Raw genomic sequence first — 25,980 nt, forward strand, 5'->3', positions numbered from 1 at the left:
GAATTTGTTTCAGCATCCATCCCGCCACCTGCGCGCCTGTCCCCGGCCGCGCGATGGATGCTGAAACCAGTTCAGCATGACGAATGGATTTTTGGGGGGTTTTAGCCGAAAGGCCGCGCGGCCATCGCATAGTGCGCCATCGCCATGGTGGTTAGTTGCGCGTTGACGCGGATGCAGCTCGAAAAGGTGCTGGCGTCGGCGACATAGACGTTCGCCGCGCCGTGGAGGCGGCAATCGAGATCGACGACGCCCTTGGCGGGGTCGGCGTTGCGGGCGTTGCCGCCTTGGGGGTGCGAGCTCGACATCGAGACGTCGTCGGCTTCGCGCAGCTCGGCGGCGAAGAAGGCGTCGATGTCGTCGCCGGGGTGGAGCGTCTGCCCGCGGGCGAGGCCGGGATAGACTTCGATGGCGCCGGCGGCGAAATGCACGCGTGAAAGGGTGGCGAGGGCGCGGCGGAGCAGGGGCAGTTCCCTGGCCTCGGTGAGTTTTAGATGGAGCTTGCCGCAGATCAGCTTGCCGACGCGGTCGGCGGGGAACAGCACGCCGGCGGAGTTGAGCCGGCCATAGGCGCGCATGCGGGCGGCGTGGTCGCCGAACCAACCGGGGAGCAGCGCGGCCATGCTCATAGGGGGTTGGAAATGCGATTCGAGCAGGAAGTCGCCGCGATCGACATAGGTGGTCATCTGGTCCTCGTCCCATGAGCGCTGCGGGCTGTCGGCGGGCATCAGCGCGGCGACGGGACAGGCGATATTGAGCGAGATATCGGTACCGGTGCCCTTGATGCCGCTGGCAGCGAGCAGCCGGCTCGAGGCGAGGGTGCCGGCGGCGACGACAACACCTTTGGTAGCGCGGATGAAGGCCTTGCGGCCGTCGGCGAGCTTGATCTCGACGCCCTCGGCGACCTGCTTGCCGGCGACTTTATGGGGGCGCCAGCGGATGCGGGTGGCTTCGGCGTCGGGGAGGATGTCAGCGCCGTCGCGGCGAGCGGCGATGAGCAGCGACTGGGCGGTTCCGGTCTTGCGGCCATAGGGGCAGCCGGTGTTGCAATAGCCGCAATAGGCGCAGGCGGCGCCGGCCGACTGCGGGCCAAAGTTCTTGTTGAACCAGCCGGCGGGGGCGGCGGCGTCGACGGGATCGCCGGTGATGGCGGCGTGGGCGTGCCAGCCGGCGAGCAGATGGGTGCCGTTGTTGCGGCCGCTGCGCTGCTCGATGCGCTCGACGCCGAGCGCGGTCTCGGCGGCGACATAGCTCGCCATGAAGCGAGTTTCGTCGATGGGGGCGCCGAGCCCGGCCCAGGTCGCGAACACATCATTGGCGGCAGGGTGGGTGCCGCCGGGTTCGGCAACGCGCAGGCAGATGCCGTTGTTGATGACCGTCGAGCCGCCGACGCAGCGGCCCTGGAACAGGATGATGTCGTTGTCGCGGCTGGTCTGCAGCGCGCCGTCGACGAACAGCGACGAGGTCATACGGCGTTCTTCATGGCTGAGCGCCGAGGAGGGCCAGGCGCTGCCGGCTTCGATGACGAGGACCTTGTGGCCTTGCGCGGCGAGTTCGCCGGCGGCCATGCTGCCGCCGGCGCCCGAGCCGATGACGATGATCTCGGCTTCGACGGGGACGGTCTCGGGGCCGAGGAAATCGCTCGGCAGGAGGTCGCGGCCGGGGAAAAGCGTGATGGGCTGTTCGCCGGCGCCGCGGGTGCGGTGGGCCGGCAGGGTGAAGCCGATCTGGGCGAAGACGGGATTGTGGCGGTTGCCCTCCTGCTCGCCGGGCAGCCAATGACCGTAATAGCCGGCGTGGATGATGCCGCGGACGCGGGCGAGATCCTGGAGAAAGTTGTTGCTGCTCGAGATGAGGCTCTTTTCGAGGCGGCGGGCGCGCCATTTGGGCGGCATCAGCAGGAACATGGGGCCGCCCATCAGCAGGCAGAGGGCGATCAGCGAGAGCTTGACCTGCCTCGCCTTGGGGCCGTGGATGTAGCTGAATTGGGTCTGGATGTTGTCGGTGACTTGCTGGGGCGAGATCACCATGTCGACGCCGTGGAATAACGCCTCGACGACGGATTTCAGGATGGGGGCGGTGAAGACCCCGAACGGTTTTTGCATTGCCCAGCCCCCAACGAGATGCCCGGCGACCCCTGCCGCGTCCGGATGCACCGGCACGGCTTGGGGTAATTGTTAACCGGATTGGGGGTTGGGGGCAATATGGGTGCGGCGGGGGAGGAAGTTACCCCTCACCCCGCCGCGCCGAGGGGCGCGAGTCGCCCTCTCCCGCAGGGGGAGAGGGTAGAGCTTACTCGGCGGCTTCGGCGGCGCCCCAGCCGATGATGGCCTTGGTTTCGAGAAAGTCGTGGAAGGCGAAATCGCCCCATTCGCGGCCGTTTCCCGACTGTTTGTAGCCACCGAACGGCGCCATCATGTCGCCGGCGGCGTTGTTGATGTTGACCTGGCCGGCGCGCAGCTGGCGCGCGACCTTGCGGGCGTGCTCAGGGTCACCCTGCACATAGGCGGCGAGGCCATAGACCGTGTCGTTGCCGATGGCGATCGCCTGCTCCTCGGTTTCGTACGGCAGCATCGCCAGCACCGGCCCGAAGATTTCCTCGCGGGCGATGGTCATGTCGTTGGTGACGTCGGCAAAGATCGTCGGCTTGACGTAATAGCCCCTCTCGAGGCCCTCGGGGCGTCCGGTGCCGCCCGATACCAGCGTGGCGCCTTCGTCGATGCCCTTCTGGATGAGGTCCTGGATCTTGTTCCACTGGGTCTCGCTGACCACGGGACCGATGGCTGCATTACCATCGGGCGAACCGACAGTGGTCGCCTCGGCGGCGGCACGGGCGTATTCCTTGGCCTGCGCCATCTTCGCCGAAGGCACGAGCATGCGGGTCGGGGCGTTGCACGACTGGCCCGAGTTCATCATCACCGACTTGATGCCGCCGGTGACCGCGACGTTGAGGTCGGCGTCGTCGAGGATGATGTTCGGCGACTTGCCGCCGAGCTCCTGGTGGACGCGTTTGACGGTCGGGGCGGCGTTGCGCGCGACCTCGATGCCGGCGCGGGTCGAGCCGGTGAAGCTGACCATGTCGACTTCGGGATGGCTGCTGAGCGCGGCGCCGACGGTCGGGCCGTCGCCATTGACGAGGTTGAAGACGCCGGCGGGAACGCCTGCGGAATGCATGACTTCGGCCCAGAGCACCGCCGAGAACGGCGCGATTTCGGACGGTTTGAGCACCATCGTGCAGCCGGTGGCAATGGCGGGCACGACCTTGCAGGCGATCTGGTTGATCGGCCAGTTCCACGGCGTGATGAAGGCGCAGACGCCGATGGCTTCATGGGTGATCAGCGTCGAGCCGCGCAGTTCCTCGAACTTATAGTTCTTGAGGACCTCGATGCCGGTCATCAGATGGCCGACGCCGATGGCGGCCTGTGCCTGCTGGGCGAGCCAGCCGGGAGCGCCCATTTCCTCGGTGATCGCCGCGGCGATCTCGGGATAGCGTTTTTGATATTCGGCGAGGATGTTCTGGAGCAGCTCGATGCGGTCGGCGCGGCTGACCTGCGAGAAGCTCGGGAACGCCTTGCGGGCGGCCATGACGGCGCGGTCGGCATCGCCGGCGCTGCCCATCGAGATGATGCCAGCGACTTCCTCGGTGGCCGGGTTGATGACGTCGATCTGCCTGGCGATCGCGGGATCGGTCCATTCGCCGTCGATATAGAATTTGCGGTAATCGCGCATGGCTAGAACTCCCAAGGGTGGTTTAGAGCTGTTCTAGCACGGCGGGTGCAGGGCGCACCCTCTCGCTTTTCCGTCAGGGTTCACGCCGAGGTAAGTCTGTCGCGCTTCCAGCCGGCCCAATCGAAGCGCCAGGCGCGTTCGTGGAAGAAGAACGCCACGGCGTTGACACACGGCTCGATGATGGCGATGCCGCCGGCGATCTGCCAGCTGCCGGTCATCAGATAGGCCACCGTGAACCCGATGGTCAGGTGAATGCTGAGATAGGTGAGGGTTTTGGTGATTTCCTGGCGCATGGCGACCTCCCTGGTGCGCCTTGGTGCGACCTGTCGGGATTCAACGCCAGAGCAAAATCCGGGTTGCGGTTATTGCCAAAATCGATGGGCTGCGATGATTGGGCACAGGCAAGTCATTTGGCCAGCAGGTCCATCGCTGCGATCGTCATCGCCTCGACGCCAGCAGCAATTGTCGGGACCGGGTCTGGGGCCCAGCCGGCATTGTGGAGCGAGGCGACCGAGGGACCGCCCTTTTGCGCGGCGTCCCAGGTCGACTGCTTGACGGCGCCGAGCCAGAAAATCGCCGATTCGATCGTCGGGTCGGCGAGGTTGAAGGCGTTGAAGTCCTCGCTCGCCATCGACGGGTCGAGCTTGACGACGCGCGCCGCGCCCAGTTTCTCGGCGAAAGTCTTTTCGAGCCGGGCGGCAAGCGCCGGGGTGTTGAGCGTCGGTGCGGTGCCGAACAGCGTCTTGACGATCGGCAGGCGGTCGTCCGGGATGCCGGCGGCGATGGCCTCGCCGCGCGCGACGCGGGCGATGCCGCCGACGAGGCGCTGTTGCTGCGCGGCGTCGTACGACCGCACCGTCAACTGGAGCTTGACCTCGTCGGAGATGATGTTGTGCTTGGTGCCGCCGTGGATCGAGCCGACGGTGATGACCGCCGGGCGGGAGGGATCGTTTTCGCGGCTGATCAGCGTCTGCAGGCCGGTGACGATGCTCGCGGCGAGGGTCACGGGGTCCTTGGTCGTCTGCGGATAGGCGCCGTGGCCACCGCGACCGCGAACGGTGATGTCGACCATCGACGCCGATGACAACGCCGGACCGGGGGGTACCGAGACCTGCCCTGCCGGCATGCGGTTGTCGTCGTGGAGCGCCAGCGCGAACTGCGGCTTTGGAAAGCGGGTGAACAGGCCGTCCTTGAGCATGGCGGCGGCACCTTCGACGATTTCCTCGGCGGGCTGGGCGATCATAACCAGCGTGCCCGACCATTTGGCCTTGTTCTTCGCCATCTCGCGCGCCGTGCCGACCCAGACCGACATGTGGATGTCGTGCCCGCAGGCGTGCATCACCGGCGTGTCGGAGCCGTCGTCGGCCTTGCCGATCGCCGTGCTGGCATAGGACAGTCCGGTCGCTTCCTTGACCGGCAGGCCGTCCATGTCGGTGCGAATCAAGACCACCGGGCCGGGGCCGTTAACCATCACGGCGACGACGCCGGTGCCCCCCACCTTCTCGGTGACGGTGAAGCCGGCAGCGCGCGCCTCGGCCGCCATGATCCCGGCGGTTCGGGTTTCCTGGAGGGAGAGTTCGGGGTGGCTGTGCAGATCCTTGTAGAGGGTGATGAGATCGGTCGGCGCGGCGCCGGCGGCGGCGGAGGTCAGCAGCACGGCTGCAGCGAGCGCTTGGGATATCTTCATCGCGGACACACTAGCCGCGTTCCGACGAGCGGCGCAAAGGGTGATTGGCGGGTGCCGACGGCGTTGCTGGCGGGGGGCTTTGCGGCGCTGGTGATGGCGGCGCCGGTCGAGGCGCAGGCCCTGATGCGAGCGGCTCCGATGCTGGTGCTGCCGTTGCCGGAGGGCAAGCCCGATGCGATCGACTTCGGTGCCGATCCCCTGCTTGGTTTTTTGGCGCAAGGATCGGATGCCGCCGGATTCCGCGCGGCGATCAAGGCGGCAGTGGCGCAATATCCGGCGTGGGGCGAGGCCGAGGCAGTGACCGAACAGGCGCAGGCGGCGCGGCGCGAGGCACGGTCGGCCTTGTTTCCGGCGCTCGGCGTCTCGCTCATTGCGGCGCGGTCGCTGGCGCGTGATTTCGAGGGCAACAGCGCCATCGTCGAGAGCCTGGTGCCGCGCGGGCGCACCGACGCGCAGATCAGCGCCGACCAGCTGCTGTGGGATTTCGGCGCGACCTCGAGCCGGATTGCCGGCGCGTCGGCGCGGATCCGGGCGGCCCGGGCCGAGGCCGGCGACAGTGCGGCAACGACGGCGCTGGCGGCAATCGCGGCATGGTACCAGGTGCTCGGTTACCAGTCGCTGGCGGACCTGTCGGACGCACTGGTGGAGCGGCATCGCGGCATATTGGCCGATACGCGGACACGCGCCGCGGCCGGGCTCGGCACCGGCGGCGACACGGCGCGGGCCGAGGCGACGCTGGCCGAGGCGATCGGCGCGGCGCTGCGCAACCAGCGGTCGCTGACGGCGGTACGGGCGCGGTATCGCGTGCTGTTCGGGCGCGAGGCACCAGCGCGCCCCGAACGACCCGATCGGCCGGTTTCGGTGGCGGCCGATGCAGCGGCGGCGGCGGGCATGAGCCATAATGTGCCTGCGGTGCGGGCAGCCATGGCAGCAGCGGAAGCGGGACGCGCCGAAGCGCGGGCGGTGCGCGGCGACACGCTGCCGCGGCTGTCGGGCGGCGTCGCCGGCACGCGCTACGATGCTTTTGGCAGCGGCAGTAACTATGATGTCCGCGGGCAACTTGTGCTGCGCCAGTCGTTGTCGGTGGGCGGTGCGGAGACGGCCAGGGTGGCGCAGGCACGGGCCCGGGCGCGGGGCGCGGAATTTGCCGGTGACCGTGTGGTGGCCGAGGCCGAACGCGCGGCCGAGACCGCCTTTGCCGACGATGCGATCCTGGGCGGCGCGGTGCCGGTACTCGGCGATTCCTACCGTGCCAACCGCCGCGCGCGCGATGCGATGGCCGAGCAGTTCCGGCTGTCGCGCGGCTCGCTGATCGAGCTGCTGCGTGCCGAGCAGGATTATTTCGCCGCGGCGCAGGCGCTGCTGCAGGGCAATATCGAGCGCGATGTCGCGCGCTACACTTTGATGGCGCGGACCGGCGAGTTGCTCCCGCTGCTCGCGATCTCCTTCGAAATCCCCGCGAAAGGCGCATGATGGCTTCGCTTCCCGCAACGATGGCGCTGGTCTACGACCGGCCTGCCCTGCGTATTCCACGGCCGGATATCTCCCTGCCCCCTGCCCCCGGCGACTGGCTGCGCGCGCCGCTATGGGCCAATCGCGGCCTGTTCGGGCAGGTCGTGCTGGCGGCGGCGCTGATCAACGTGTTCGCGCTGGCGACGTCGATCTTCTCGATGACGGTCTACAACAAGATCGTGCCCGCCGGCGCGACCGATTCGATGACGGCGCTGCTGATCGGCATCGTTCTCGTACTGGCGTTCGATTTCGCGCTGCGGGGCTTGCGCGGTTATTTCGTCGATGTCGCCGGGCAGAATATCGACCAGCAGCTCGGCAGGCGGATCTTCGACCAGCTGATGACGATGAAGCTCGCCGACCGGCAGGGCTCGAACGGCGCCTTCGCCGGGCTGCTGCGCGAGTTCGAGACGCTGCGCGAGTTCTTCGCCTCGGCGACGATCACGGCGCTCGTCGACGTGCCGTTCATCCTGCTATTCCTCGGCGTGATCTTCTGGGTGGCGCCGCCGCTGGCGCTGGTGCCGCTGTTCGCCATCCCGGTCGTCATCGGCATCGCATGGGCGTCGCAGCCACTGCTCGGGCGACTGGCGCAGGCCGGGCTGGCCGAATCGCTGAACAAGCAGGGCATCATCATCGAGGCGATCGCCGGGCTCGAGACGATCAAGACCAGCCGGGCCGGGCCGCTGCTCGCGGCGCGCTGGCATCTGGCGGTCTTGCACCATGCGGCGCTGTCGCTGCGCCAGCGGCTGATCTCGGCCGTGGCGGTCAACACTGCGGCGACGGCGCAGAACCTTGTCTATGTGCTGACGGTGGCGATCGGCGTGTCGCTGATCGCCGACCGGCAGTTGACGATGGGGGCGCTGATCGCCGCGTCGATGCTGGCGGGGCGCTGCGTGACGCCGCTCGGGCAGATCGCGGCGCTGTTGACGCGTCTGAGCCAGACCCTGTCGTCATACCGCGCGCTCGACAAGGTGATGACCACGCCGGGGGAAGGCAGTCCGACGCTGCGGCGGCCGCGCCTCGACGGCGGCATCGCGTTCAGGAACGTCACCTTTCGCTATCCCGGCAGCAGCGCGCGAGCGCTCGACGACGTCAGCTTCGACATCGCGCCCGGCGAGCGCGTCGCCATCATCGGCCGCGTCGGATCGGGCAAGTCGACGATCGCGCGGCTGATCCTCGGGCTGTACGAGGCGAGCGACGGCGCGGTCATGGTCGGCGATGCCGATGTGCGGCAGCTCCATCCAGACGATTTGCGCGCCAATATCGGCGCGGTGCTCCAGGACGTGGTACTGCTGTCGGGGAGCATTCGCGACAATATCGCGCTCGGGGATCCGGCAATCGACGATGCCGAGGTGCTGCGCGCGTCGCGGCTGAGCGGCGCGCATGACTTCATCGGGCGGATGGCGGCGGGTTACGATCGCCAGCTCGCCGATCGCGGCGAGGGGCTGTCGGGCGGCCAGCGCCAGACCATCGCCATCGCCCGCGCGCTGACGCTGCGGCGGCCGATCATGATCTTCGACGAGCCGACCAGCGCGATGGATACCGCGTCGGAGGACGCGCTGATCGAGCGACTCGAGACCGAGCTGATCGGCCGGACGCTGGTGCTGGTTACCCACCGCCAGTCGATGCTGCGGCTGGCAACGCGGGTCATCATGATCGACGCCGGGCGCATTGTCGCCGACGGGGCGCCGGCCGCCGTCCTCAAATCGCTCACGACCGTTTGAGGAACCGAGAATGTCCGCAATGACTGGTTTTCCGTCGCCTGTTCCCGCGTTGCCGCATCAAATGCCCGAACTGCCGGGAGCATTCATCGCACCGGCGCGAGTCGCCCGGCTGATGCTGTGGTCGATCGCCGGGTTTTCGGGGTTGATGATCGCCTGGGCCGGGCTCGCGCGGGTCAACGAGACCGCGGTCGCCACCGGCCGGGTCGTGCCGGCGCGCCAGCTGCAAATTATCAGCAATCTCGAAGGCGGCGTCGTCGAGGCGATCCTGGTACGGCCGGGGCAGAAAGTCGCTGCGGGCGAAATCCTGATGCGGCTCGACCCAGGCGCGGCCAATTCCGAATTCGGGCGGTCGAATGCGGCGGCGCACGCGCTGCGGGCGCGAATCGCGCGGCTCGAGGCGGAAGCGAGCGGCAGGGCGTTGCGCTTTGAAAGCGGGCCGGAAACGGCAGCGTTGGCGGCGGAGCGTGCGCTGTTCTCGGCGCACCGCGCCGAGATCGCAGCGGCATCGGCAGGCGATGCGGCACGACTCGACGGCGCGCGGCGGGCGCTTGCCGAGGCCGGGGCGCAGCGCGGCAGCCATGCCGAAGCGCGGGCGCAGGCAGCGCGTGAGGCGGCAATGTACGCGCCGCTCGTCGACAAGGGTATCGAGCCGGCGATCAGCCTCGATCGCGCGCGGTCGGTCCTGGCACAGGCGCAGGCGGCCGAGGATGCGGCGGATGCCGGCTATCGGCGCGCCGCCGCCAGCGTCGCCGAGGCCAGCGCGGCGCTGCGTGCCGGCGAGGGCCGATTGCGGTCGCAGGCCGGCGAGATGCTGGCCCAGGCGCGGGCAGAACTGGCGGGTCAGGCTGCGACTCTGCCGGCACTCGAAACCCGGCTGGCACGGACGGCCTTGCGCAGTCCGGTCGCGGGCACGGTGCAGCGGGTACTGGCCGCGACGGTCGGCGGCTCGGTGGCGCCGGGTGTGCCTCTGGTCGAGGTCGTGCCGGCGGGCGACCGGCTGGTGGTCGAGGCGCAGGTACGGCCGGCGGACATCGCGTTCGTCCATCTCGGGCAGAAGGCAGCGGTGCGGCTGACCGCGTATGACGCGTCGGTCTATGGCGCGCTGGCGGGGCGGGTCGAGCGGATTTCACCTGATGCGGTGGTCAACGAGCGGACCGGCGAGAGCCATTATGCGGTGCGAGTGGCGAGTGATTCGGTCGCGCTCAGGGCGCCGGACGGCATGGCGCTGCCGGTCGGAGCCGGAATGACGGCGGAGATCGACCTGATCGGACGCAAGCGGTCGGTGCTGTCGTATCTGCTCAGCCCGGTGACGAAGCTGCGGGACAATGCGTTTCGGGAGCGGTAGCGCTCAAAAGAGGAAATCGTCATGCTGAACTTGTTCAGCATCCATCGCGCTGCGGGGACGCGTTCGCCAACCGCACGATGGATGCTGAAACAAGTTCAGCATGACGGACCCCATTTTTTTAGAACAGCCGCCCGCCGATCGGCACGTCCTGGTCCGGCGAAAACAGCACGACGGCGCCGTCCGCATCCGGAAAGCCCAACGTCAACACCTCGGACATGAACTTGCCGATCTGGCGCGGCGGGAAGTTGACCACCGCCGCGACCAGTCGGCCCGGCAAGGCTTCGACGGCACAATGCTCGGTGATCTGCGCCTTCGAGCGCTTGATGCCGATGACGGGGCCGAAATCGATGCTGAGCTTGAACGCCGGCTTGCGCGCCTCGCGATAGGGCTCGGCCGCCACGATGCGCCCCACACGGATATCGACGGCCAGGAACGCCGCGAAATCGATGGTCGGCGCGGCAGGCGCGGCGGGGGCGTGATCGACATGCATCAGGCGAGCCTAGACCGGCCGCGGTCAGGCGGGAAGGATCTCGATCAGCGCGAGGTTGGATTGCCATTTCGGCCAGGGCAGTTCGATCCGCCAGCGTCTGTCGCCATAGGCCTTGAGCACCCCGACCTGGTCACGCTGGCCATCGGTGCCATAGGGCAGCATGCCGATCTCGCCGGCGAGCGCCATCGAGCCGAGGAAGACCATGCGGTCGCCATCGGCATACATCTTGCCGCCGATGCGCTGGGGCCCGGCCTGCTGTTCGAACCACAACAGGCCCTTGCGCTCGGTGATCGTGCACGGCACCGACTGCCCGGTGGTCATCGCCGGAACCCCGGGGGTGGGGACGCCGCCTTCGCGAATGCCGATGGTGATGGTGCGGCAACGATAATTGCCGGGACCGGGAAACGCGGCCGGCACCGCGGTGTCGGGGACGACCATGTTGCCGAATTGCGCGAGATTGGCGCGCATGCCGGCCTTGTCGGCCTGCGCCAGTGCGCGGGTCCAGGCGCCCCACAATTTGGCGAGCAGCTGGCGATCGGGATCGCTGATCTGCGACTGCCACGATGGTGGCGGCCTGGCGGAGTCATTGCCTTTGCCGGCGCAGGCGCTGGCGGCGATGGCAAGGGCAACAGCGAGGCCGGGGATCAGGACGGGGCGCATGCGCTTACCTTGGCAGGCCGGGATGGCCGCATGGTGAACGCTCAGTCACCGAGCATGGTCCGGACGAACGCGGCGAGGCCGAGCTGGCGCTTGCGGCGCAGGCGCTCGGCATGGAGGATGGCGCGGATCTCGACGAGGCAGGCATCCGCATCGTCGTTTATCAGGATATAGTCGTATTCGCCCCAATGGCTGATCTCGTCGCGGGCGCGTGCCATGCGGCTGGCGATGACATCGGCGGGGTCGGTGGCGCGGGTGGTCAGCCGGCGTTCGAGCTCCTTGAGGTCGGGCGGCAGGATGAAAACCCGGACGAGGTCGCTGGCGGCGTCGGTCTGCTGGAGCTGCTGGGTGCCCTGCCAATCGATGTCGAACAGCACGTCGCGCCCGGCATGAAGCGCGACTTCGACCGGCGCCCGCGGCGTGCCATAGCGATTGCCGAACACCGTCGCCCATTCGAGCAATTCGTCGCCGGCGACCATTTCGGCAAAGCGTTCGGGCGAGACGAAATAATAATCGTCGCCCTCGGTCTCGCCCTTGCGCGGCGGGCGTGTCGTCGCCGACACCGACAGGGTTATCGCCGGGTCGTTCTTCAACAGCCGCCGCGACAGGGTCGTCTTGCCGGCGCCCGAGGGCGACGACAGGACGAACATCAACCCGCGGCGGGGCGGGGTATGGGCAGCGGGACGCGTGAATTCGGTCATCGCGGGGTGGTTAGCGGGTTATTGCGGGCACGTCACGCACTGGCGTCTTCGCCTAGCATGAGTTCGGGACGGACCACGGCGCGGAACTGCGGCTCGTCGGTCAGGCCGAGCGCCAGCCCGGCTTCGAGCAGGGTCGTCCCGTCGTGATGCGCCTTCTTGGCAATGGCGGCGGCATTATCATAGCCGATGACCGGTGCCAGCGCGGTGACCAGCATCAGCGAGCGTTCGACGAGTTCGGCGAGGCGGTCGCGATTAGGGGTCATGCCCTCGGCACATCGCTCGCGGAACGAATCGATCGCGTCGGACAGCAGCGCGATCGAATTGAGCAGGTTGTGCGCAATCAGCGGCTTGAAGACATTGAGCTGGAGGTGGCCCTGCAGCCCGCCGATGGTGACCGCCATGACGTTGCCCATGACCTGTGCGCAGACCATCGTCAGTGCCTCGCACTGGGTCGGGTTGACCTTGCCGGGCATGATCGAGCTGCCGGGCTCGTTCTCGGGAAGCGCCAGTTCGCCGAGCCCCGAGCGCGGCCCCGACCCGAGCAGCCGCAGGTCGTTGGCGATCTTGGTCAGGCCGACGGCGATGGTGTTGAGCACGCCGGCGACCTCGACCATCGTGTCGTGCGTCGATAGCGCCTCGAACTTGTTGGGCGCGCTGACCCAGGGCACGCCGCCGGTGACGCCGGCCAGCGCCGCGCAGAAATCGGGGCCAAAGTTTGCCGGCGCGTTGAGTCCGGTGCCGACCGCGGTGCCGCCCTGCGCCAACCGCGACAGCCGCGGCCACAGCGCGGTGATCCGGTCGGCATTGTCCTCGCAGGTTTGCGCCCAAGCCGAGGATTCCTGCCCCAGCGTCATCGGCGTCGCGTCCTGGAGATGGGTGCGGCCGATCTTGATGATCGCGGCCCATTCGGTTTCGTGGCTGCGAAAGACGGCGGCGAGCGACCGCAACGACGCGAGCAGGCGGCCGCGCAGTTCGAGCGCCACCGAGACGTGCATCGCCGTCGGAAACGTATCGTTCGACGACTGGCCGCGGTTGACATGGTCGTTGGGGTGAACCGGCGTCTTGCCGCCGCGCGTGCCGGTGAGGATTTCGTTGGCGCGGCCGGCGATGACCTCGTTGGCATTCATGTTGGTCTGGGTGCCGCTGCCGGTCTGCCACACCACCAGCGGGAACTGGTCGTCGTGCTTGCCTTCGGCGACTTCGGCGGCGGCGGCCTCGATGGCGTCGGCGAGCGTCGGATCGAGACCGTGGCCGCGATTGACCTCGGCGGCGGCCTGCTTGATGCGGCCAAGGGCATGGACCAGCGGCAGCGGCATGCGATCGCGGCCGATCGGAAAGTTGGCGATCGAACGTTCGGTCTGCGCCCCCCAATAGGCGTTGGCGTCGACCTCGATGGGGCCAAAACTGTCGGTTTCGATGCGCGTGGTCATTCGCGGTCTTCCTTGATCGGAGAGCATCGCGCCGCGCCGATGCGAAGCAGCGCCGCGCTGCGACGCCGGCGTGAACGGGGTTATTTCTTGCGGAAGCGATCGAGCGTGACGACGTTCGATCCTGGCTCGATCGGCGCCGGTGGTTCGGGCTCCGGCTCTGGTGCGGCGATGGCCTCGCCTTCCTTGGCTGCAAACTGCAGCGCGAAATTGACCGCCGGATCGACGAAGCCGGTAATCGCCGCATAGGGAATGCGCAGCTTGGCGGGAACCTGGTTGAAACTCAGCCCGATCTGGAAACCCTCGTCGTCGATGGCGAGATCCCAATAGCGGTGCTGAATGACGATGGTCATCTCGTCGGGATAGCGTTCGATCAGGTGGCGCGGGATATCGACCCCGGGGGTGCGTGTGCGAAACGCGATGTAGAAATGATGCGCGCCTGGCAGGCCGCCCTCGGCATCGATTTTTTCGAGCACACGGCGCACGACCGTTCGCAGAGCGTCCTGGACGATCTCGTCGTATGGAATCAGGCTGTCGGCGGTCGTCTCGGTCACGTTCACGCCCTGCTTGGCTGGATTTTGCCTAGGTGACGCCTGACGGCGTTCGGGTCAAGGTTCTTTGGCATCAAGGGTGCGCCGCCAGCGCAAAGCGCCAAAAACGATGGGGAGCTTCTGTTGCTCGGTGCTCCCCGTACCGCCGGTTTCTGCTTCTGTTGCCCGGTGCAGTCCCAACCGCGCTTTCGGCCAGTGTAACTAGATCCGTGAGGATCTTGGGTTACGCTGCGATTGCGAATGCCTCGTTGTCGTTGGCATTTAGGTGTTTTAAACGGTTTAACGGCTCATTCAGGCCGGGCAAAAATATCGTCTTTGAACACACGTCGATCCTAGTTCGACCCCATACCGCCCGCAACAACCGGGGAAAATGGTGGAGTCGCCGGGTACTGCCCCCGGGTCCGCTGCATCTATTTCACGACACACTTTATCGCCATAGACGGGCCGAAGCCCGACACGTCCTATATAGGCGCTTGTCGGGCAGAGTTCAAATGGGCTTTTGCGGGCGCGGCAACGCCGGCAGGATCAGGATCCGACAATCTCGTGATAGCGGTCGAGGACAGCGCCATTGATGCTGTCCCAGTCGTAAAGCCGCGCGCGTCTCAGGCCCTCGGCACCGGCGGCGGCACGCGCGCGCGGATCGGTCAGATACTGGGTCAGCGCATCGGCAAAGGCGCCGATGTCGCCGGCGGGTACCAGGCGGCCGTTGACGCCGTCGTCGATCAGGCAGTTGCTGCCTGTGGCGATGGCGGCGACGACGGGAATGCCACTCGCCATCGCTTCGAGATTGATATTGCCGAAGGTCTCGGTGACCGACGGGTTGAGCAGCATGTCGGCGCTGGCATAGGCGCGCGGCAGGGTGTCGCCATCGAGGAAGCCGGTAAACACGGCACCGGGCACCTGCGCCTGCAGGCGTTCGCGCGCCGGGCCATCGCCGACGATGAGCAATTTGTGCGCGACGCCCCGGGCCTTGAGCTCGGCCGCGGCGGCAGCAACGACGTCGAGGCCCTTTTCGAGCACGAGGCGACCGACAAAGCCGATGACCAGCTCGTCGTCGGCGATGCCGAAGCCGCGGCGCCAGGCCAGCGAGCGCTTGCCGGACGAAAAGCGCAGCTTGTCGACGCCGCGGCTCCAGACCGCCGAATGACCGATCATGCCTTGCTCGCGAAGCACGTCGCCAAAGCCTTCGGAGGTGACAAAGACTTCGTCGAGCCCGGCGTAAAAGCGCTTCAGCAAGGCTTCGCCGAGCGGCCGGGCCCAGGCCAGGCCGTAATATTCGAAATAGGTCTCGAAGCGGGTGTGGACCGAGGCGACCACCGGCACGCCCATCGCGCGCGCCAGCTTCTTGGCCGAATGATTGAGCGGATCCGGGGCCGACAAATGAAAGATATCGGGCGCGAAATTGCGGATGTCGCGCTTGAGGGCGGCGGGCAACCCGCGCGCGATGCGGTATTCGGCGCGGCCGGGAATCGAGAACGAAGGTACCGAGACCAATGTGCCGGCGGGCGGAAAGGCCGGCGTCGCGCTCGTCGGCGAATAGACGCGGACGATATTGCCCTGCGACTCGAAGAAGGCAACGAGGCGATTGAGCGCCTGGTTGGCGCCATCGCGGACATAGTTGTAATTGCCCGAGAACAGCGCGATCCGCAGGGGCCGGCGCAGCGGACGGGGCACAGGCTGAGCGACCGGCAGAAGCGACAGCTCCTCGTCGTCGGCAAGCAATCGATAGGCGGTGGCCACTTGATGTTCCTCGAGCATGTCCCGAGGATGTAAGCCATCATTGTGACCGGGTTGGGGCGACGCAGCGGCGACAGCGAGGCGATATCAAGCGCGCCCCGAAACGAAAAAGCCCGCCGGATCGCGCCGGCGGGGCTTTAGCTCGCGGCCGATCTAGGCGGCGACGACAGCGGTCCGCCGGCGGCGCATGGCTGCACCCGTCAGGCCGAAGCCGGCGATGAGCATCGCCCAGCTCGCAGGCTCGGGGACACCGCCGCCGGGCGTCGCGCTGCCGAAGGTGATGTCGTCGAAGCCGGTCTGGTTGGCGGTGCCGCCGAAATTAATCGAGCGAGCAGTGCCGGCGAAATCGATACCGATCGCCGAGAAATTGCAGAAGGTCCCGCTCGGGTCTCCGGTGCAGCCATCGGTATATTGCGCCAACAGGTTGAGCGTACCCAGGAGGTTGCCCGTCCCGTTGATGCCATCCCAGACGCTGACGGCGGCCGCGGTTGACGAGGTGTAGAAAAACGAGAAGCCGGTGGTGAAGCCATCGGCATAATTCAGGATGGCGTTGTTGGCGTTGAGGAAGAACATGATCGTGTTGGGTGACGGTTCGTTGCCGAAATTGCCGCTTCCGCCGTCGTCGGCGTCGACCAATGCGAGGGTATCGGCCGAAAATACGATGCCCTGCCCGGCGTAGAAATTGCCGACGGGGTTTTGGTTGCCGATGCCTTCGAAATCGAGAGTGATGACCGCGGCAGACGCGGCGGAGGCGCCCATTGCCAGGGCGGCAGCGGCGGTTATGGCGAATAGCTTCATGTTGGTCCCTTCAGTGGATTCGATGCGCTCGTTGGCGCTGGATCGCTTGACCGAAGGGCGTGGAAGCAGGAGCGCGGCAGATTGCCGGACCGACCGTCATGGACAAGGTTAGCATCGGCGCGGTGGACCGGCGACTGCCCCTGCGAGGTAGTCCGTTTGCCCCAGTCGAGCAGCGTCGACAAGGAAATGGCCCGGGCGGCGGGTGCCGACCGGGCCATTCTGGCGTCTTTCAGAGCGAAGGGTTCAGCCTTCGGTTGGCGCTTCCACCGGAGCCGGTGCCGGCGCCGCGGCGATTGCCACGAGCTCGGCGGCCTTGACCTTGGAGGCCTGCGAAGCGCGAAGGGCAGCGTCGCGGCTGTTGGCGGCCACGCGGAGGCGTGACATGCCGGCACCGGTGCCTGCCGGGATGAGCCGGCCGACGATGACGTTTTCCTTCAGGCCCTGAAGCGTATCGATCTTGCCCTGGACGGCGGCTTCGGTCAGCACCCGCGTCGTTTCCTGGAACGATGCGGCCGAGATGAAGCTTTTTGTCTGGAGCGAGGCCTTGGTGATGCCGAGCAGGATCGGCTTGCCTTCGGCACGCTCCTGGTTCTTGCCGAGCTTGGCATTGTCGGCGTCCATTTCCTCGCGATCGACCTGCTCGCCCACCAGCAAGGTGGTGTCGCCCGACTTGGTAATCTCCACCTTCTGCAACATCTGGCGAACAATCACTTCGATGTGCTTGTCGTTGATGCGCACGCCCTGGAGACGATAGACCTCCTGGACTTCGGTGCAGATGTATTCGGCGAGCGGCTGGATGCCCAGCACGTCGAGAATGTCGTGCGGGTTGGGGTTACCGTCGATCAGATAGTCGCCGCGACGGACGTAATCGCCTTCCTGCACCGAGACATGCTTGCCCTTTGGCACCAGGTACTCGGCCAGTTCACCACCGTCCTCGGGACGGATCGAGATCCGACGCTTGGTCTTGTAGTCCTTGCCGAATTCAACGCGGCCGTTGATGCGCGCGATGATGGCGTTGTCCTTGGGAATGCGCGCCTCGAACAGCTCGGCCACCCGCGGCAGACCGCCGGTGATGTCGCGCGTCTTGGCAGCTTCCTTCGGGATACGGGCAACCACGTCGCCGGCGAAGACTTCCTGGCCGTCGTTGACGGACAGAATTGCATCGACGGCGAGCAGGTAACGCGCCGTCTCGCCCGAGCCTTCGTCAAGCAGGGTGATGCGCGGACGCAGGTCATCCTTCTTGTTGATAGCGCGCCAATCCTGGACGACCTTCTGGGCGATCCCGGTGGCTTCATCGACGTTCTCCGACATGGAGACGCCTTCGATGAGATCCTGATACTTCACCTTGCCCGATTTCTCGGTGATGACCGGCAAGGTGTACGGATCCCAATCGGCGAGACGATCACCGCGCGAGACGGTGGCGCCTTCGAGATGCGTCACGGTCGCACCGTAGGGAATACGATGGATCGAACGCTCACGGCCTTCGGCATCGCGCAGCACCAGTTCGCCGTTGCGCGCCATCGAGATGTTGCGACCGCGGCTGTCGGCAATCGTCGACAAGGCGCGGAACTCGATGGTGCCATCGACAGGCGAGTCGAGGGTCGACTGCTCGCTGACCTGTGCGGCCCCACCGATGTGGAAAGTACGCATGGTCAACTGGGTACCAGGCTCACCGATCGACTGGGCGGCAATGACGCCGACAGCTTCACCGGAGTTGACAGGTGTACCACGCGCCAGATCGCGGCCGTAGCAGGTGGCGCAAACGCCGCCCTTGGTCTCGCAAAGCAGCGGCGAGCGGATCTTCACTTCCGGCACGGCGGCCTGTTCGATGACGGCCACATCGGCTTCGCTGAGCAACAGCCCGGCAGCCGCGATGACTTCGCCGGTCTTGGCATCGACGATATCGTTAAGGACCGTACGACCAAGGATCCGCTCGGAGAGCGAGACGATGGTGTTGCCGCCCTCGACGATGGCCTTCATGACCATGCCGCGATCGGTGCCGCAATCGGCCTCGATGACAACGCAATCCTGGCTGACATCGACGAGACGACGCGTCAGATAGCCCGAGTTGGCGGTCTTGAGCGCGGTATCGGCGAGACCCTTGCGGGCACCATGGGTCGAGTTGAAGTATTCGAGGACGGTCAGGCCTTCCTTGAAGTTCGAGATGATCGGCGTTTCGATGATCTCGCCCGACGGCTTGGCCATCAGGCCGCGCATGCCGGCGAGCTGCTTCATCTGCGCCTGCGAACCACGAGCACCCGAATGCGCCATCATGTAGATCGAGTTGATCTGCATGTCGCGGCCATTGGCGTCCGTCTTCTTGGCGGAGATTTCCTTCATCATCTCGGTCGCAACCTGGTCACCGCAACGCGCCCAGGCGTCGACGACCTTGTTGTACTTCTCGCCCTGCGTGATCAGGCCGTCCTGATACTGCTGCTCGAAGTCCTTGACCGCGTCCTTGGTGTCGCCAACGAGCTTCACCTTGGCGCCGGGGATGACCATGTCGTCCTTGCCGAAGGAAATACCTGCCTGGAAGGCGTGCCGGAAGCCGAGCGTCATGATCGCATCGGCAAACAGCACGGTCTCCTTCTGGCCGGTGTGGCGATAGACGGTATCGATGACATCGCCGACTTCCTTCTTGGTGAGGAGGCGGTTGATGGTCTCGTAAGGCACCTTCGACGACTTCGGCAGCGTCTCGCCGAGCAACATGCGGCCCGGCGTGGTTTCGACACGGCGCAGCACCATGTTGCCGGCTTCGTCGGTGGTCTCGACGCGGGCGCGGATCTTGGCGTGGAGCGTCACGACCTTGGCGTGAAGCGCCTGGTGGACTTCGGCCATGTTGGCGAACGCCATGCCTTCGCCCGGCTCACCGTTCGATTCCATCGACAGGTAATACAGGCCCAGGATCATGTCCTGCGACGGCACGATGATCGGCTTGCCGTTGGCGGGGCTGAGGATGTTGTTGGTCGACATCATCAGGACGCGCGCTTCCAGCTGCGCTTCGAGCGACAGCGGAACGTGGACGGCCATCTGATCGCCATCGAAATCGGCGTTGAACGCGGCGCAGACCAGCGGGTGAAGCTGGATGGCCTTGCCCTCGATCAGGACGGGTTCGAACGCCTGGATGCCGAGACGATGGAGCGTCGGGGCGCGGTTGAGCAGCACGGGATGCTCGCGGATCACCTCGTCGAGGATGTCCCAGACTTCCTTGCGCTCCTTTTCGACCCACTTCTTGGCCTGCTTGAGGGTCATCGACAAACCCTTGGCGTCAAGACGCGAGTAGATGAACGGCTTGAACAGCTCGAGCGCCATCTTCTTGGGCAGGCCGCACTGGTGAAGCTTCAATTCAGGACCCGTGACGATGACCGAACGGCCCGAATAATCGACGCGCTTGCCGAGAAGATTCTGGCGGAAACGGCCCTGCTTGCCCTTGAGCATGTCGGACAGCGACTTCAGCGGACGCTTGTTGGCGCCGGTGATCGTCCGGCCGCGGCGGCCGTTGTCGAACAGTGCATCGACGGCTTCCTGGAGCATGCGCTTTTCGTTGCGGACGATGATGTCCGGTGCGCGCAGCTCGATCAGGCGCTTCAACCGGTTGTTGCGGTTGATGACGCGGCGATAGAGATCGTTGAGATCGGACGTCGCGAAACGGCCACCATCGAGCGGCACCAGCGGGCGCAGTTCGGGCGGGATGACCGGAACGACGGTCATGATCATCCACTCGGGTTTGTTGCCCGATTCGATGAAGGACTCGACGACCTTCATGCGCTTGATGATCTTCTTGGGCTTCAGCTCGGACTTGGTGGTCGCCAGTTCCTCGCGCAGCGTGACCATCTCGCCTTCGAGATCGATTTCCTCGAGCAGGCGGCGGATGGCCTCGGCGCCGATGCCGGCAACAAAGCCGTCTTCGCCATATTCATCCTGTGCCGTCAGCAGTTCGTCCTCGGTGAGGAGGTCGAACTTCTTCATCGGCGTCAGGCCGGGCTCGATGACGACATATTGTTCGAAATACAGCACGCGCTCGAGGTTCTTGAGCTGCATGTCGAGCAGCATGCCGATGCGCGACGGCAACGACTTGAGGAACCAGATGTGGGCGACAGGGGCAGCCAGCTCGATATGGCCCATGCGCTCGCGGCGAACCTTGGAGACGGTGACTTCAACGCCGCACTTTTCGCAGACGATGCCCTTGTACTTCATGCGCTTGTACTTGCCGCACAGGCACTCGTAATCCTTGATGGGACCGAAGATGCGCGCGCAAAAGAGCCCGTCACGCTCGGGCTTGAACGTCCGGTAGTTGATGGTCTCGGGCTTCTTGATCTCGCCGAACGACCACGAGCGGATACGCTCAGGGGAGGCCAGCGAAATCTGGATCTGGTCGAAAGTCTCGGGCTTTGCGGCCGGCGAGAAGAAGTTCATCAGTTCGGTGTTCATAACCGTTCCTTTTCTAATCTCTAGCCCCTCTCCCGTGAGGGAGAGGGAGGGGCCCACGAGCTTGTTCAGCACATGAGAGGGTGAGGGAGAGGCAAGCCCCCTCCCCCGACGCGGCCCCTGTTAATCGGCCTTTTCGTGGCTCTGCAGTTCGACGTTGAGGCCCAAGGAACGCATTTCCTTGACCAGAACGTTGAAGCTTTCCGGAATACCGGCCTCGAACGTGTCGTCACCCTTGACGATCGCCTCATAGACCTTGGTGCGCCCGATCACGTCATCGGACTTCACCGTCAGCATTTCCTGCAGCGTGTACGCAGCGCCATAGGCCTGCAGCGCCCACACTTCCATCTCACCGAAGCGCTGCCCGCCGAACTGTGCCTTGCCGCCCAGCGGCTGCTGGGTAACGAGCGAGTACGGCCCGATCGAACGCGCATGGATCTTGTCATCCACGAGATGGTGCAGCTTGAGCATGTAGATATAGCCCACGGTGACCTTGCGATCGAACATGTCGCCGGTCCGGCCGTCGAACAGCTCGACCTGGCCCGACGTATCGAGCCCTGCCAGTTCGAGCATGTGCGAGACATCGGCCTCACGCGCGCCATCGAACACCGGCGTCGCCATCGGCACGCCGCCGGCGAGGTTGGTGGCCAGTTCATGCGTCTGCGCATCGGTCATGTCGGCGATCTCGCGATCATACTGGCCGCCATAAATGGCCTTCAGCTTGTCGCGAATGGTCGTCGCATCGGCCGAAGCCAGGTCCTTGCCGCGGCTGTGGATGTCCTCGAGCATCGCCCCGATCTGCTTGCCGAGACCGCGTGCGGCCCAGCCCAGATGGGTTTCGAAGATCTGCCCGACGTTCATCCGCGACGGCACGCCCAACGGGTTGAGCACGATATCGACCGGCGTCCCGTCTTCGAGAAACGGCATGTCCTCCTGCGGCAGGATGCGGCTGATGATGCCCTTGTTGCCATGGCGGCCGGCCATCTTGTCGCCCGGCTGCAGCTTGCGCTTCACCGCGACGAACACCTTGACCATCTTGAGCACGCCTGGGGGCAGCTCGTCGCCAGCCTGCAACTTGCCCTTCTTGTCGTCGAGGCGCGCTGTGATCAAAGCCTGGGCGTCGTCCCACTGCTGCTTCAACGCCTCGAGATCGGCCTGCACGCTGTCGTCGGAGACACCGAACTTCCACCAGTCGTAACGCTGATGCTCCTCGAGCAGGGCGTCGTCGACGACGGCACCCTTTTTGACGCCCTTCGGCGCTGCGACCGTGGTCTGGCCCATCAGCGAGTTGCGAACGCGGGCGAAGGTCGCGCGGTTGAGAATGGCGCGCTCATCGGTCGCATCCTTCTCGAGCCGCTCGATTTCCTCGCGCTCGATCTGCAGCGCGCGCTCGTCCTTGTCGATGCCGTGGCGGTTGAACACGCGGACTTCGACGACCGTCCCGGCAACGCCCGGCGGCAGTTTCAGCGAGGTATCGCGCACGTCGGAGGCTTTTTCACCGAAGATGGCACGAAGAAGCTTTTCCTCCGGCGTCATCGGCGATTCGCCCTTTGGCGTGATCTTGCCGCACAGGATGTCACCGGGCTCCAGCTCGGCACCGATATAGACGATGCCGGCTTCGTCGAGGTTGCGAAGCGCCTCCTCGCCGACATTGGGAATGTCGCGGGTGATGTCTTCCGGCCCGAGCTTGGTGTCACGCGCCATGACTTCGAATTCTTCGATGTGGATCGAGGTGAAGACGTCTTCCTTGACGATCTTCTCGTTGATCAGGATCGAATCCTCGTAGTTGTAGCCGTTCCACGGCATGAACGCGACGAGCACGTTGCGGCCCAGCGCCAGTTCGCCGTCCTCGGTCGACGGACCGTCGGCGATGATGTCGCCCTTCGAGACATGGTCACCGACCTTCACCAGCGGGCGCTGGTTGATGCAGGTGTTCTGGTTCGAACGCTGGAACTTCATCAGGGTGTAGATATCGACGCCCGACTTGCCGGGTTCGACATCGGTGGTGGCACGAATAACGATACGCGTCGCGTCGACCTGATCGATGATGCCGCCGCGGCGCGCCGCGATCGCTGCGCCCGAATCGCGCGCAACGGTGCCTTCCATGCCGGTTCCGACGAACGGCGATTCAGCGCGTACCAATGGCACGGCCTGGCGCTGCATGTTCGAGCCCATGAGGGCACGGTTAGCATCGTCGTTCTCGAGGAACGGGATCAGCGAAGCGGCGACCGAAACCAGCTGCTTGGGCGATACGTCCATCAGCGTGATCTGGTTCTTGGGCGCCATCAGGAATTCACCTGCTTCGCGCGCCGAGATCAGGTCCTCGGTGAAGGTGCCGTCGGCGCCGGTATCGGCGTTGGCCTGGGCGATCGTGTGACGCGCCTCCTCCATTGCCGACAGATAGACGACATCGTCGGTCAACTTGTGGTCGACAACCTTGCGGTACGGCGTCTCGATGAAGCCGTACTTGTTCACGCGGCTGAAGGTGGCCAGTGAGTTGATCAGGCCGATGTTCGGGCCTTCCGGCGTCTCGATCGGGCAGATGCGGCCGTAGTGGGTCGGGTGAACGTCGCGGACTTCGAAACCGGCACGTTCGCGGGTCAGACCACCTGGCCCCAAGGCCGACACGCGGCGCTTGTGGGTGACTTCCGACAGCGGGTTGGTCTGATCCATGAACTGCGAGAGCTGCGACGAGCCGAAGAACTCACGCACCGCGGCGACCGCAGGCTTGGCGTTGATGAGGTCGTTCGGCATCACCGTGTCGATGTCGACGCTCGACATGCGCTCCTTGACGGCGCGCTCCATGCGGAGCAGGCCGACGCGGTACTGGTTCTCGAGCAATTCGCCGACCGAACGCACGCGGCGGTTGCCGAGGTTGTCGATGTCGTCGATTTCGCCCTTGCCGTCCTTGAGGTTCACGAGAGTCTTGATGACCTCAAGAATGTCCTCGCGGCGCAAGACGGTCATGTCGTCGGCGACATCGAGGTCGAGACGCATGTTCATCTTGACGCGGCCCACGGCCGAGAGGTCGTAGCGGTCGGCGTCGAAGAACAGGCCGTAGAACATGGCTTCGGCGGTTTCGCGCGTTGGCGGCTCGCCAGGGCGCATGACGCGATAGATCTCGCTAAGCGCATGATCGCGCTCCTCGACCTTGTCGGCCATCAGCGTGTTGCGGATCCACGGACCCACCGAGACGTGATCGATATCGAGCAGCTCGATCGACGACTGGCCCGACTTGTCGATCTTGTCGAGGTTCTCGGCGGTGAGCTCGTCACCGGCTTCGATGTAGATTTCGCCGGTGGCTTCGTTGATCAGGTCGAACGCCGAGTAGCGGCCGAAGATTTCCTCGGTCGGGATCAGCAGCGTGGTCAGGCCATCGGTTACCGCCTTGCGGGCGATGCGCGGCGTGATCTTGGTGCCGAGCGGGAAGACAACTTCGCCGGTCTCGCCGTTGACGATGTCGAAGGTCGGCTTCTGGCCGCGCCAGTTTGCCTCGACGAAGGGCACGACCCAGCCGGCTTCGCCCCCATCCTTCTCTTTCAACACGCCATGGCCGCGCTCCCAGGTGACGCGGTTGTAGAACAGGTTGAGGATTTCCTCGGAATTCCAGTTGAGCGCGTACAGCAGCGACGTCACCGGCAGCTTGCGCTTGCGATCGATGCGAACGTTGACGATGTCCTTGGCGTCGAACTCGAAATCGAGCCACGAACCGCGATACGGAATGACGCGGGCGGCGAACAGATACTTGCCCGATGCATGGGTCTTGCCGCGATCGTGATCGAAGAAGACGCCTGGCGAACGGTGCATCTGCGAGACGATGACGCGCTCGGTGCCGTTGATGATGAAGGTGCCGTTGTGCGTCATGAGCGGCATGTCGCCCATGTAGACGTCCTGCTCCTTGATATCGAGCACCGACCGGGTTTCGGTATCGGCATCGACTTCAAAGACGATCAGACGGAGGGTGACGCGCATCGGCGCTGCATAGGTCATGCCGCGCTGGCGGCACTCGTCGGTGTCGTATTTGGGCTCCTCGAGCTCGTAATGGACGAAATCGAGCTCGGCGGTGCCGGCGAAATCGCGGATCGGGAACACCGAGCGCAGCGTCTTTTCGAGGCCCGAGACATAGCCGTCATTGGGACGCGAGCGCAGGAAATGCTCGTATGATTCGCGCTGCACTTCGATGAGGTTCGGCATCTGCACGACCTCGCCGATCTTGCCGAAATCCTTGCGGATGCGGCGGCGCGCGTTGAAGATATTTCCCGTAACCGGGGGCTGCTTGATCTGGGTGGCCATGTGTCTCGGTCGCCTCTCAAAATCGCGTCGCGTCAAAGGCTTGTGGCCAATGACAACAAAAACCGCACGGCCTTCGGATACCTCCGATTGCCGTACGGGCCTTGGGCGTTGAAGCCTCCATGCCCCCTATTCGTCGCGGTCCGTTCGCACCAGATCGAACCGTGTCCCGGGGGCGGGAGGACGGCAGCCGCAGGGACTGCCGGGAATGTCTTGTAGGGGCTATATAGGGCGAGTGTTGGATTTGGGGAAGGGGGGTGTTGGATTTAGTAGTGGTCGCGGCATTGGACCACTTCAATGCGCTGGTCGGCGCCAGTGCCTTTGCAGCGATAGACCAGCCGGTGTTCGCTGGTGATCCGGCGTGACCACCAACCCGACAGTTCGCCTTTCAACGGCTCGGGTTTGCCGATTCCGCGGAACGGGTCGCGCATGATGTCTGACAACAAGGTGGTGATGCGTGCGGTCATGGCGCGATCCTGCTGCTGCCAATGCTCATAATCTTCCCACGCGGCGGCCGTGAATTGCAGGTTCACCGTTCCAGGTCGTGTTCGGCCAACTTCCCGGCATCGGCATCTGCGATCGAATCGAGCAGGCGCTTGGCGTTGCGGGGATTGCTCAGCAGGCGCACCGTTTCGATCCAGCCCTCGTATTCACTCGCTGCCATCATGACGACGGGCTCCTTGCCTTGGCGCGTCACGACGATCGCGTCGCGGTCGTCGTTCGCCCGGTCCATGTAGGTGGCGAGGTTCTTGCGCAGGTCGGTATAGCTAACGTGGATCATGGCTGGTCTCCGTACGTATTTCTGTACGGTTTTTCCGTGCACGTCAACGGTTGGGCCGTACGGGCCGGCCGCGGGCAAGGCCCGCGAGTCCGGTTGGGCGCAGAAGCAGCAAGCAAGAACGCGGCGAGC

At 65.4% G+C, this 25,980-nt stretch carries 18 protein-coding genes and 1 other RNA gene; 3 read left to right on the forward strand and 16 right to left on the reverse strand.

All coding sequences use genetic code 11. From position 1 onward, the window contains the following. Positions 1-101: 101 nt before the first annotated feature. The 4 genes from IEW98_RS11615 to IEW98_RS11630 all read right to left on the reverse strand — a co-directional run bounded on the left by IEW98_RS11615 (position 102) and on the right by IEW98_RS11630 (position 5,413). The gene (locus tag IEW98_RS11615; protein WP_188763129.1) at positions 102-2,102 is read right to left on the reverse strand and encodes a GMC family oxidoreductase N-terminal domain-containing protein; all 2,001 of its coding nucleotides are present in this window, start codon (positions 2,100-2,102) and stop codon (positions 102-104) included. A gap of 187 nt (positions 2,103-2,289) precedes the next feature. Next, a complete protein-coding gene (locus IEW98_RS11620) occupies positions 2,290-3,726 on the reverse strand; it encodes an aldehyde dehydrogenase family protein (RefSeq protein ID WP_188763130.1) in 1,437 nt (478 codons plus the stop codon). A gap of 80 nt (positions 3,727-3,806) precedes the next feature. After that, on the reverse strand, positions 3,807-4,019 hold the full coding sequence (locus IEW98_RS11625; protein WP_188763131.1) for a DUF2061 domain-containing protein: 213 nt from the start codon (positions 4,017-4,019) through the stop codon (positions 3,807-3,809). Positions 4,020-4,132: 113 nt separating this feature from the next. Then, entirely contained in the window at positions 4,133-5,413 is a 1,281-nt protein-coding gene (locus tag IEW98_RS11630; RefSeq protein ID WP_188763132.1) for an amidohydrolase, read from the reverse strand. A 51-nt stretch (positions 5,414-5,464) separates the two neighbouring features. Between IEW98_RS11630 and IEW98_RS11635 the strand changes: the two genes are divergently transcribed. The 3 genes from IEW98_RS11635 to IEW98_RS11645 are packed head-to-tail and all read left to right on the forward strand — an operon-like array spanning position 5,465 to position 9,991. Beyond that, on the forward strand, positions 5,465-6,886 hold the full coding sequence (locus IEW98_RS11635) for a TolC family protein (RefSeq protein WP_188763133.1): 1,422 nt from the start codon (positions 5,465-5,467) through the stop codon (positions 6,884-6,886). Beyond that, positions 6,883-8,646: a type I secretion system permease/ATPase gene (locus tag IEW98_RS11640; protein WP_243450729.1), complete on the forward strand. Its 1,764-nt coding sequence runs from the start codon at positions 6,883-6,885 to the stop codon at positions 8,644-8,646. The genes IEW98_RS11635 and IEW98_RS11640 overlap by 4 nt, the downstream gene beginning before the upstream one ends. Positions 8,647-8,656: 10 nt before the next feature. Beyond that, the gene (locus IEW98_RS11645; protein ID WP_188763134.1) at positions 8,657-9,991 is read left to right on the forward strand and encodes an HlyD family type I secretion periplasmic adaptor subunit; all 1,335 of its coding nucleotides are present in this window, start codon (positions 8,657-8,659) and stop codon (positions 9,989-9,991) included. 118 nt (positions 9,992-10,109) lie between these two features. Here the strand turns inward: IEW98_RS11645 and IEW98_RS11650 are convergent, their stop codons facing one another. The 12 genes from IEW98_RS11650 to IEW98_RS11705 all read right to left on the reverse strand — a co-directional run bounded on the left by IEW98_RS11650 (position 10,110) and on the right by IEW98_RS11705 (position 25,851). Further along, on the reverse strand, positions 10,110-10,481 hold the full coding sequence (locus tag IEW98_RS11650) for a tRNA-binding protein (RefSeq protein ID WP_188763135.1): 372 nt from the start codon (positions 10,479-10,481) through the stop codon (positions 10,110-10,112). Between the two features lie 24 nt (positions 10,482-10,505). Next, positions 10,506-11,141 carry a DUF4893 domain-containing protein gene (locus tag IEW98_RS11655; protein WP_188763136.1) on the reverse strand — a complete coding sequence of 212 codons (636 nt, stop codon included), beginning with the start codon at positions 11,139-11,141 and terminating at the stop codon, positions 10,506-10,508. 41 nt (positions 11,142-11,182) lie between these two features. Continuing rightward, positions 11,183-11,839 carry a guanylate kinase gene (gene gmk, locus IEW98_RS11660; RefSeq protein WP_188763137.1) on the reverse strand — a complete coding sequence of 219 codons (657 nt, stop codon included), beginning with the start codon at positions 11,837-11,839 and terminating at the stop codon, positions 11,183-11,185. Positions 11,840-11,871: 32 nt separating this feature from the next. Beyond that, on the reverse strand, positions 11,872-13,269 hold the full coding sequence (fumC, locus tag IEW98_RS11665; RefSeq protein WP_188763138.1) for a class II fumarate hydratase: 1,398 nt from the start codon (positions 13,267-13,269) through the stop codon (positions 11,872-11,874). 80 nt (positions 13,270-13,349) lie between these two features. After that, positions 13,350-13,820 (reverse strand): SspB family protein, encoded by a 471-nt coding sequence (locus IEW98_RS11670; protein WP_188763139.1) that lies wholly within the window; start codon positions 13,818-13,820, stop codon positions 13,350-13,352. Between the two features lie 144 nt (positions 13,821-13,964). Next, positions 13,965-14,312: a transfer-messenger RNA gene (ssrA, locus tag IEW98_RS11675) on the reverse strand. A 30-nt stretch (positions 14,313-14,342) separates the two neighbouring features. Continuing rightward, positions 14,343-15,557: a glycosyltransferase family 4 protein gene (locus tag IEW98_RS11680; RefSeq protein ID WP_371870773.1), complete on the reverse strand. Its 1,215-nt coding sequence runs from the start codon at positions 15,555-15,557 to the stop codon at positions 14,343-14,345. 150 nt (positions 15,558-15,707) lie between these two features. Beyond that, positions 15,708-16,352, reverse strand: a complete 645-nt coding sequence (locus IEW98_RS11685) for a PEPxxWA-CTERM sorting domain-containing protein (protein WP_188763141.1) — start codon at positions 16,350-16,352, stop codon at positions 15,708-15,710. A gap of 243 nt (positions 16,353-16,595) precedes the next feature. Continuing rightward, positions 16,596-20,783: a DNA-directed RNA polymerase subunit beta' gene (gene rpoC, locus IEW98_RS11690; RefSeq protein WP_188763142.1), complete on the reverse strand. Its 4,188-nt coding sequence runs from the start codon at positions 20,781-20,783 to the stop codon at positions 16,596-16,598. A 120-nt stretch (positions 20,784-20,903) separates the two neighbouring features. Beyond that, the gene (gene rpoB / locus IEW98_RS11695) at positions 20,904-25,073 is read right to left on the reverse strand and encodes a DNA-directed RNA polymerase subunit beta (protein WP_188763143.1); all 4,170 of its coding nucleotides are present in this window, start codon (positions 25,071-25,073) and stop codon (positions 20,904-20,906) included. A 263-nt stretch (positions 25,074-25,336) separates the two neighbouring features. After that, positions 25,337-25,603 carry a Txe/YoeB family addiction module toxin gene (locus tag IEW98_RS11700; protein ID WP_188763144.1) on the reverse strand — a complete coding sequence of 89 codons (267 nt, stop codon included), beginning with the start codon at positions 25,601-25,603 and terminating at the stop codon, positions 25,337-25,339. Next, positions 25,600-25,851 carry a type II toxin-antitoxin system Phd/YefM family antitoxin gene (locus IEW98_RS11705; protein ID WP_188763145.1) on the reverse strand — a complete coding sequence of 84 codons (252 nt, stop codon included), beginning with the start codon at positions 25,849-25,851 and terminating at the stop codon, positions 25,600-25,602. The genes IEW98_RS11700 and IEW98_RS11705 overlap by 4 nt, the downstream gene beginning before the upstream one ends. Positions 25,852-25,980: the final 129 nt, after the last annotated feature.

It is taken from the genome of Sandarakinorhabdus glacialis (assembly GCF_014643455.1).
Classification (GTDB): Bacteria; Pseudomonadota; Alphaproteobacteria; order Sphingomonadales; family Sphingomonadaceae; genus Sandarakinorhabdus; species Sandarakinorhabdus glacialis.

Bases quoted from the DNA above. Each gene is read 5' to 3' on its own strand.
- IEW98_RS11615 (WP_188763129.1), bottom strand. From the start codon at position 2,102: ATGCAAAAACCGTTCGGGGTCTTCACCGCCCCCATCCTGAAATCCGTC.
- IEW98_RS11620 (WP_188763130.1), bottom strand. From the start codon at position 3,726: ATGCGCGATTACCGCAAATTCTATATCGACGGCGAATGGACCGATCCC.
- IEW98_RS11625 (WP_188763131.1), bottom strand. From the start codon at position 4,019: ATGCGCCAGGAAATCACCAAAACCCTCACCTATCTCAGCATTCACCTG.
- IEW98_RS11630 (WP_188763132.1), bottom strand. From the start codon at position 5,413: ATGAAGATATCCCAAGCGCTCGCTGCAGCCGTGCTGCTGACCTCCGCC.
- IEW98_RS11640 (WP_243450729.1), top strand. From the start codon at position 6,883: ATGATGGCTTCGCTTCCCGCAACGATGGCGCTGGTCTACGACCGGCCT.
- IEW98_RS11645 (WP_188763134.1), top strand. From the start codon at position 8,657: ATGTCCGCAATGACTGGTTTTCCGTCGCCTGTTCCCGCGTTGCCGCAT.
- IEW98_RS11650 (WP_188763135.1), bottom strand. From the start codon at position 10,481: ATGCATGTCGATCACGCCCCCGCCGCGCCTGCCGCGCCGACCATCGAT.
- IEW98_RS11655 (WP_188763136.1), bottom strand. From the start codon at position 11,141: ATGCGCCCCGTCCTGATCCCCGGCCTCGCTGTTGCCCTTGCCATCGCC.
- gmk (WP_188763137.1), bottom strand. From the start codon at position 11,839: ATGACCGAATTCACGCGTCCCGCTGCCCATACCCCGCCCCGCCGCGGG.
- fumC (WP_188763138.1), bottom strand. From the start codon at position 13,269: ATGACCACGCGCATCGAAACCGACAGTTTTGGCCCCATCGAGGTCGAC.
- IEW98_RS11685 (WP_188763141.1), bottom strand. From the start codon at position 16,352: ATGAAGCTATTCGCCATAACCGCCGCTGCCGCCCTGGCAATGGGCGCC.
- rpoC (WP_188763142.1), bottom strand. From the start codon at position 20,783: ATGAACACCGAACTGATGAACTTCTTCTCGCCGGCCGCAAAGCCCGAG.
- rpoB (WP_188763143.1), bottom strand. From the start codon at position 25,073: ATGGCCACCCAGATCAAGCAGCCCCCGGTTACGGGAAATATCTTCAAC.
- IEW98_RS11705 (WP_188763145.1), bottom strand. From the start codon at position 25,851: ATGATCCACGTTAGCTATACCGACCTGCGCAAGAACCTCGCCACCTAC.